This window comes from Pseudomonas sp. MEJ108 (assembly GCF_030208985.1).
Lineage (GTDB): Bacteria > Pseudomonadota > Gammaproteobacteria > Pseudomonadales > Pseudomonadaceae > Aquipseudomonas > Aquipseudomonas fragariae.
Window position 1 is genome coordinate 1 of record NZ_JARVSW010000056.1, and the last position, 8283, is coordinate 8283.

The 8283-nt window shown below is 61.3% G+C and carries 7 protein-coding genes; 4 read left to right on the forward strand and 3 right to left on the reverse strand.

Annotation, left to right across the window (positions count from 1 at the left end; genetic code table 11):
- Nucleotides 1-92: 92 nt before the first annotated feature.
- Genes rsmD through QRN50_RS21870 form a run of 3 tightly spaced genes read right to left on the reverse strand, consistent with a single transcriptional unit; the run spans nt 93 to nt 3522 of the window.
- Nucleotides 93-683 (reverse strand): 16S rRNA (guanine(966)-N(2))-methyltransferase RsmD, encoded by a 591-nt coding sequence (gene rsmD / locus QRN50_RS21860; protein ID WP_058823419.1) that lies wholly within the window; start codon nt 681-683, stop codon nt 93-95.
- The gene (locus tag QRN50_RS21865; RefSeq protein ID WP_057457954.1) at nt 683-2173 is read right to left on the reverse strand and encodes a M16 family metallopeptidase; all 1491 of its coding nucleotides are present in this window, start codon (nt 2171-2173) and stop codon (nt 683-685) included. Before QRN50_RS21865 ends, rsmD begins: the two co-directional genes overlap by 1 nt.
- Complete coding sequence (locus QRN50_RS21870) at nt 2170-3522, reverse strand: M16 family metallopeptidase (RefSeq protein ID WP_060409310.1); 1353 nt, start codon at nt 3520-3522, stop codon at nt 2170-2172. The genes QRN50_RS21865 and QRN50_RS21870 overlap by 4 nt, the downstream gene beginning before the upstream one ends.
- 255 nt (nt 3523-3777) lie before the next feature.
- Between QRN50_RS21870 and ftsY the strand changes: the two genes are divergently transcribed.
- The 4 genes from ftsY to rpoH all read left to right on the forward strand — a co-directional run bounded on the left by ftsY (nt 3778) and on the right by rpoH (nt 7961).
- The gene (gene ftsY, locus QRN50_RS21875; RefSeq protein WP_096126771.1) at nt 3778-5289 is read left to right on the forward strand and encodes a signal recognition particle-docking protein FtsY; all 1512 of its coding nucleotides are present in this window, start codon (nt 3778-3780) and stop codon (nt 5287-5289) included.
- The gene (gene ftsE, locus QRN50_RS21880) at nt 5286-5957 is read left to right on the forward strand and encodes a cell division ATP-binding protein FtsE (protein WP_002555631.1); all 672 of its coding nucleotides are present in this window, start codon (nt 5286-5288) and stop codon (nt 5955-5957) included. Before ftsY ends, ftsE begins: the two co-directional genes overlap by 4 nt.
- Nucleotides 5954-6988, forward strand: coding sequence for a permease-like cell division protein FtsX (gene ftsX / locus QRN50_RS21885; RefSeq protein WP_003402234.1), 1035 nt, complete (start codon nt 5954-5956; stop codon nt 6986-6988). The genes ftsE and ftsX overlap by 4 nt, the downstream gene beginning before the upstream one ends.
- Before the next feature lie 118 nt (nt 6989-7106).
- Nucleotides 7107-7961, forward strand: a complete 855-nt coding sequence (gene rpoH / locus QRN50_RS21890; RefSeq protein ID WP_003402233.1) for an RNA polymerase sigma factor RpoH — start codon at nt 7107-7109, stop codon at nt 7959-7961.
- The last annotated feature ends 322 nt before the right edge of the window (nt 7962-8283 follow it).

Genomic DNA, 8283 nt, shown 5'->3' on the forward strand with positions numbered 1-8283 from the left:
CGTTCCGCACGCTCCAGCGTGGGAATGCCGTTCATGACGCTCTGCGTCGTCAAGACCTGCATGCCAAACGCGGAGCATTGGTACGTGAGCTGTCAGGCCTGGCCCCGCTGCCACAACGCGTAATACACCTGCCCGGCCTTTTTCTCGCGGTGCAATCGCCAGCTGCCCGGCAAGCCGGTGGTCGATGGCGGGGTTTCGCTTTCGGTGTAGATCCAGGCGGTGTCGGCCAGCCAGCCGTGGCTTTCCAGCAGGTTGCAGGCTGAAGCCAGCAGGCCCTGATGGAAGGGCGGGTCGAGGAATACGACGTCGAAGGGCGAGGCGGTGGCGGTTTCCAGATGGCGCAGGGCGTCGGTCTGGGAGACCTGGCCGCTGGCGCAGTTCAGGGCATTGAGGTTCTGGCGCAGGCTGGCGATGGCCGCGGCGTTGCTGTCCAGCGCCAGGCCCATGCTGGCACCACGCGACAGGGCCTCGAAAAACAGCGCGCCGCTGCCGGTGAAGACATCCAGTACCCTGGCGCCGGCAATGTAAGGCGCGAGCCAGTTGAACAGGGTTTCGCGCACGCGGTCCGGCGTCGGGCGCAAGCCGGGTGCGTCGGGGAAGGTCAGGCGGCGGCTGCCCCATTCTCCGCCGATGATACGAAGCTGACCCAGGCCGTTGTGGCCCTTCGGACGTGGATTGGCCATCAGTGTTCCGGGACCCCTGCAGGTTGGCGGACGGGTTTGTCGGTCGGCGCCGGCAATGGTTTTTGCTCAACGGTAGGACCCACGGTGACGATGACCATCTTGTCGGCGCTCAGGTGCTTGCTCATGGCTGCTTTCACCTGTTCGACGGTCACGTTCTGGGCGGCGGCCATGTAGTCCTCGAGGTAGGTCAACGGCAGGTTGTAGAAGCCGATGGCACCCAACTGACCCACGATGGCCGAATTGCTGGCTGCGGTCAGCGGGAAGCTGCCGGTCAGTTCGCGCTTCACATCGTCGACTTCTTTCTGCGTGGGACCGTTGGCGAGGAAGTCGCGAACGATGTCCTGCACCAGCTTGAGGGTGTTTTCGCTCATTTCCGCACGCGTCTGCAGGCCGATCATGAACGGCCCCGCCACCTGCATGGCGGTGAAGCCGGAAGACACGCCGTAGGTCAGGCCACGTTTTTCCCGCACTTCGGTCATCAGCCGGCTGCCGAAGCCGCCACCGCCCAGTACCGAGTTACCCACGGTCAGTGCTGCATAGTCGGGGTCGTTGCGATCGACACCCAACTGCGCGAGCATCAGGTGCGTCTGGTTGGAGGCAAATTCGATGTGCGTGGTGCCGGCCTTGGGCTCGACCGGGTCAGCGACCTTGGCCAGCGCCGGGCCTTTGGGCAACGAGGCCGAGACCTGTGCCGCGATGGCCTGCGCTTCGTCTCGCGACAGGTCGCCGACCAGGGCAATCACCGCATTGCCCGCCGCGTAGCCTTTGGCGTGGAATGCCTTGAGCTGAGCCAGGGTAATGGCGTTGACGCTCTTGGCGTCGCCTTCGCTCGGATGAGCGTAGGGGTGATCGCCGTACAGACGATTGAACAGCTCCTTGCTGGCGATAGCGCCGGGGCTCTGTTTCTGAGTCTCGAAGCTGGCGATCAACTGGTTCTTGATGCGGGCCAGCGAGTCGGCAGGGAAGGTGGGCTTGCCCACCACCTCACTGAACAGCTTCAGGGCCGGATCGCGCTTGTCCGCAGCACTCAGGCTGCGCAGCGAGGCCACCGCCATGTCGCGGTAGGACCCGTTGCTGAAGTCGGCGCCCAGGCCTTCGAAGCCCTGGGCGATGGCGTTGACGTCCTTGCCTTTGATGCCCTCGTTGAGCATGGCGTTGGTCAGCAGGGCAATGCCGGGCGATTTCTGGTCCTGGCTGCTGCCGGCGGCGAACGTCAGGCGCATGTCGAACATCGGCAATTCGCGGGATTCCACGAACAGCACGCGGGCGCCCTCGGCGGTATTCCAGGTCTGGATATTCAGGGCGCGACGGGCCGGAGCCTTGCCGTCCAGTTCCTTGAGGGTCTGCAGGTTGCTGCCCAGCGCGGGAGCGGCCTGGCCCTGCTCGGCAGGGGCGTCGTCGGCCAGGGCCGGCAGTGCGAAAAAGGCACCGAGCGAACCGGCCAGGATCAGGCCAAGCAGCGCATGACGTGGAGCATTGCGCGTGATCATTTGGCTTTCTCCTCAGGCAGAACGTGTGCAACGCTGAGGCGCTCACGGGTGAAATAGGTGTTGGCAGCTTTCTGGATGTCTTGCGGAGTCACGCTTTGCAGCGCCTCCAGTTCATTGTCCATCAGCTTCCAGGACAGGCCGACGGTTTCCAGCTCTCCGATCATGGTCGCCTGGCTGGTGATCGAGTCGCGCTCATAGACCACCCCGGCAATCACCTGAGCCCGCACACGCTCCAGCTCCTCGGCGGACGGTGCCTTGGTTTTCAGCTCATCGAGCAAGCGCCAGATCCCGGCTTCCACATCTGCCAGGGTTTTGTTCTTCTGCTGGTTGGGTGTGGCGCTGATCATGAACAGGCTGTCGCCGCGAGCGAACGCGTCGTAACGCGACGAGGCACCGGAGACCAGCTCTTCGCCACGTTCCAGGCGTGCGGGAATGCGTGCGCTGTAACCACCGTCGAGCAGCGCTGCGATAAGGCGCAGGGCGTTCGCCGAACGTGGATCTTCAGCGGTTGCGACACTCGGTACGTTGAAGCCGTAGATCAGGCTCGGCAACTGGGTTTTGACGTGCAGGGTGATCTTGCGCTCGCCGGGTTCGGCCAGTTCAAGCGGTTTTTTCGAAGGCGGTACAGCGCGGCGCGGGATCGTCCCGAAGAAACGCTCTGCCAGGGCTTTGACGTCGTCCGGCAGCACATCGCCAACCACCACCAGCGTGGCGTTGTTCGGCGCATACCAGGATTCGTACCAGTGGCGCAGCTCTTCGACCTTCATGCGCTCCAGGTCCGCCATCCAGCCGATGGTCGGCGTGTGATAGCCGCTGGCAGGGTAGGCCATCGCCTTGAAGCGCTCGAACGCCTTGCCCATTGGCTGGTCATCGGTACGCAGGCGACGTTCCTCCTTGATGACCTCGATCTCGCGGCTGAACTCGTCGGCGGGCAATTTCAGGGTTGCCATGCGATCGGCTTCCAGCTCCAGCGCGACGCTCAGGCGGTCACGCGCCAGTACCTGGTAATAGGCGGTGTAGTCGTCGCTGGTGAACGCATTCTCTTCAGCGCCCAGATCGCGCAGAATCAGCGAAGACTCGCCCGGTCCGGTTTTGCTGCTGCCTTTGAACATCATGTGTTCAAGTGCGTGGGACAGACCGGTCTGTCCCGGCGTCTCGTAGCTGGAGCCGACCTTGTACCAGATCTGCGAAACCACCACCGGAGCGCGGTGGTCTTCGCGGACAACAACTTTCAGGCCATTGTCGAGGGTGAATTCGTGAGTCGGTTGCGGATCGGCAGCCAATGCTGTCAAAGGCAGACAAATTGTGCTGAGCAGCAGGCCTGCGGCGCGGCGGGCTAAAGCATTCATTCGTAGTTTGAACCTGTAGGACGGCCCGCGTGAACTTAGCGTCGGCGGGCGCGGGGGTGTTAGGATACTGATCCGTTTGCTTCAGAGACAGCCTTCACTGGCCGATTGCGAGTGAAACCTGTCTGAAACGCAGGTAAAGGTAGCTGCACAAGCGGCCGTTGAGTGAACAAGAAGTCCTAAACGCAGTCTGTTTTGCATGTCAGAATTTTCCGGGTCGCCCTCTGGCGCCCCGCAACCTTGAGATAGCCGTCATCCATGTTTGGTTCCAACGACGACAAGAAGACCCCAGCCGAGGCTGGAGAGAAGAAAGGCCTGTTCGGATGGCTGCGCAAGAAGCCGCAGCAAACCGAGCCGAAGCCAGCAGAATCATCCCCGACGCAACCCGACCCGATCGCCGATCAGGTTGCCGCGACGCCGCAGGTTGAGCCCCATGTTGCCTCGCAATCGGTGCCTGAAGTCACTGTCGAAGCAGCTGCGCCTGCATCGCAACTGCATGTGGAGCCCGGCGCGCCTTCGCCTCAGCCCTGGCTGACCTTGCCGGTGACCGAAGAGCCGGTGGCCTTGAGCGACGAGCGCGAGCCGCATGTCACGCCGGCCATCCCTGAACAAAGCCATGCCCCTGTTGCGCCCGAGCCGCTGGAGCCTGAACCCGTCGTAGCGGAGCCTGTGGCGGATATCGTGCCGCTCGGGATGCCTGAGCCGGTGCTGGTTCAGCCTGTTGCAGAGCCAGAGCCAGAGCCAGTCGTCGCGCAGGCAGTGCCGCAACCGGTTCAGCCTGCTGCGCAAGCGCTTGCAGTGCCTGCTCCTGCTCTGACACCCGAGCCGGAAACCGGCAAGGTCGGCTTCTTTGCACGCCTCAAGCAGGGCCTGTCGAAGACCAGTGCCAGCATCGGCGAAGGCATGGCCAGCCTGTTTCTGGGCAAGAAGGCCATCGATGACGACCTGCTCGAAGAAATCGAAACCCGTCTGCTGACCGCCGATGTCGGCGTTGAGGCCACCTCGGTCATCATCAAGAGCCTGACCCAGAAGGTCGCGCGCAAGCAGTTGACCGACGCCCAGGCACTGTACACCTCGTTGCAGGGTGAGCTGGCCGCGATGCTCAAGCCTGTCGAGCAACCGCTGGTGATCAAGGCCGAACACAAGCCGTTCGTGATTCTGGTAGTCGGCGTCAATGGCGCTGGCAAGACCACGACCATCGGCAAGCTGGCCAAGAAGCTGCAACTGGAAGGCAAGAAGGTCATGCTGGCGGCGGGCGACACATTCCGTGCTGCAGCCGTCGAGCAATTGCAGGTCTGGGGTGAGCGTAATCACATACCGGTCATCGCCCAGCACACCGGTGCCGACTCGGCTTCTGTCATCTTCGATGCCGTGCAGGCCGCCAAGGCTCGTGGCATCGACGTGCTGATCGCCGACACCGCTGGCCGTCTGCACACCAAGGACAACCTGATGGAGGAGTTGAAGAAGGTTCGCCGCGTGATCGGCAAGCTGGACGCAGACGCTCCTCACGAAGTCCTGCTGGTCCTCGATGCGGGCACCGGGCAGAACGCTATCAATCAGGCCAAGCAGTTCAACCAGACCGTCACGCTGACCGGGCTGGCGCTGACCAAGCTGGATGGCACCGCCAAGGGCGGCGTGATTTTCGCCCTGGCCAAGCAGTTCGGCTTGCCAATTCGCTATATCGGCGTCGGTGAAGGTATCGATGATCTGCGTACCTTCGAGGCCGAACCCTTTGTTCAGGCACTGTTTGCGGAGCGGGAGCGTCCATGATTCGATTCGAGCAGGTCGGTAAGCGCTACCCGAATGGACACGTCGGGTTGCATGAACTGAGCTTTCGAGTACGTCGCGGCGAGTTTTTGTTCGTCACCGGTCATTCCGGTGCCGGCAAAAGCACGCTGCTGCGCCTGTTGCTGGCCATGGAGCGTCCGACCACCGGCAAACTGATGCTGGCCGGTCAGGACCTTGGGCAAATCAGCAACGCACAAATCCCGTTTCTGCGTCGCCAGATCGGCGTGGTGTTCCAGAATCATCAGTTGCTGTTCGATCGCACGGTGTTCAACAACATCGCGTTGCCCTTGCAGATCCTCGGCCTGTCCAAGCCCGAGATCGCCAAGCGGGTCGACTCGGCGCTTGAGCGGGTGGCGTTGTCCGACAAGGCCGAGCTGTACCCCGGTGACCTCTCTACCGGTCAGCAACAGCGTGTCGGCATTGCCCGGGCTATCGTTCACCGCCCGGCCCTGCTGCTCGCCGATGAACCGACCGGTAACCTCGACCCACGCCTGGCAGCGGAAATCATGGGTGTTTTTGAAGATATCAACCGACTGGGGACCAGCGTGCTGATTGCCAGTCACGACCTTGCATTGATCGCCCGCATGCGCCATCGCATGCTGACCCTGCAGCGCGGTCGTCTGATCGGTGACGGGGAGGCCGGAGTATGAGTGCCACACGCAGCCCCAAGGTTTCAGAGCGCGTCGCGCCCAAAGCCGCCGATCCAGTGCCGCCGAAACAGAAAAAGCAGCGCCACGACCACGATGACGACGGCCCTGATTTCAGCGCGCTGTTGTCTGCCTGGCTGGAAAGCCATCGCTCCAGTCTGCTGGACAGCCTGCGCCGTCTGGGCAAGCAACCGATTGGCAGCTTCTTTACCTGTCTGGTCATGGCGATTGCCTTGAGCCTGCCGATGGGCTTGTCGTTGCTGCTGAGCAATGTCGAGCGTCTGGGAGGTTCGTGGCAGCGCGCGGCGCAGATTTCGATCTACCTGAACCTGGATGCCAGCACCGCTGATGGCACTCGCCTGCGCGATGAAATCAAGGCGATGCCCGGCGTGGCAGATGCCGAGTACATCAGCAGCGAACAGGCGTTGGGCGAGTTCAAGCAACAGTCCGGGCTGGGCGAGGCGCTCAAGGAATTGCCGGAGAACCCGCTTCCGGGCGTGGTGCTGGTGACGCCGGACGAAGTGGACAAGCCTGCGCTGGAAGCCTTGCGTACGCGACTGGCCCAATTGCCTAAAGTAGAGCAGGCGCAGCTGGACCTGGTCTGGGTCGAAAGACTGGCCGCGATCCTCAAACTGGGTGATCGGTTCGTTTTCGGCTTGACGGTTTTGCTGGTCTCGGCTTTGCTGTTAGTAATTGGTAACACAATTCGTCTACACATTGAAAACCGCCGCATCGAAATCGAAGTCATCAAGCTGGTGGGCGGTACCGACAGCTACGTGCGCAGGCCCTTCCTTTATATGGGCGCGCTGTATGGCTTCGGGGCAGGCATTCTGTCTTGGGGCGTTCTGGCTTATGGCCTGAACTGGCTGAACGGCGCGGTCGTCGGGCTGGCAGGTCTCTATGGCAGTGACTTCGCGCTGGCCGGTGTGCCGATGGGTGATGGTCTTTCCCTCTTGCTTGGAGCGGTTCTGTTAGGGTATATCGGTGCCTGGATTGCGGTGGCCCGACATCTTCGTGAACTGGCGCCCCGGTAGAGCCACATTATTGTTTCACCAGGCTGGCCTCTGAAAATCAAGGAACTTGGTTAGCGGTTCCGGGTCAATCTGGCTAATGCTGAACTGCACATAACCTGTGCGCTGGAGGTTTTTTCGTATGACCACTTCTTTGCAACCTGCTTATGCTTTAGTCCCGGGTGCAAACCTCGAGGCCTATGTGCAAACGGTCAACAGCATTCCATTGCTGACGCCCGAGCGGGAGCGTGAACTGGCTGAGAGTCTCTACTATGAGCAGGATCTGGACGCGGCCCGACAAATGGTCCTCGCCCACCTGCGCTTTGTCGTGCACATCGCTCGCAGTTATTCGGGTTACGGTCTGGCTCAGGCTGACCTGATCCAGGAAGGTAATGTCGGTCTGATGAAGGCCGTGAAGCGTTTCAACCCGGAAATGGGCGTGCGTCTGGTGTCTTTTGCCGTGCACTGGATCAAGGCCGAAATTCACGAGTTCATCCTGCGCAACTGGCGCATCGTCAAGGTCGCCACGACCAAGGCACAGCGCAAATTGTTCTTCAACCTGCGCAGCCAGAAGAAGCGTCTGGCCTGGCTGAACAACGATGAAGTGCATCGCGTAGCGGAAAGCCTGGGCGTCGAACCGCGTGAAGTGCGGGAGATGGAAAGCCGTCTGACCGGCCATGACATGGCCTTTGACCCGGCCGCCGAAGCGGATGACGACAGCGCGTTCCAGTCGCCGGCCAATTATCTGGAAGACCACCGCTACGACCCGGCGCGTCAACTGGAAGATTCCGACTGGACCGACAACTCCACCGCCAATCTGCATCAGGCGCTGGACGTGCTGGACGAACGCAGCCGCGACATTCTCTACCAGCGCTGGCTGGCAGAAGAAAAAGCCACGCTGCACGACCTGGCGCAGAAGTACAACGTCTCCGCCGAGCGTATTCGTCAGCTGGAAAAAAGCGCGATGAACAAGCTCAAGACGTCGATCGCCGCGTAAGGCTACCCGGCAACGAAAAACGCCCCGAGATGATCGGGGCGTTTTTGTTTGTGTATCAGCTATCGTGCGGCGCTCTGCGTCCTCTTTGTGACGCAGAGCGTCACTAACTGCATAGTTTTGTAGGAGCGAACTTGTTCGCGAAAGGGCCCGTATAGTCGCAGAGGATTTGTCGTTCGAAACAATGCCTTCGCGAACAAGTTCGCTCCTACAAAAGCCATCCGGCTCTCATGCCCAAACGTAGGAGCGAACTTGTTCGCGAAAGGGCCAGTACAGTCGCAAAAGATTCGTCGTTTGAAACAATGCCTTCGCGAACAAGTTCGCT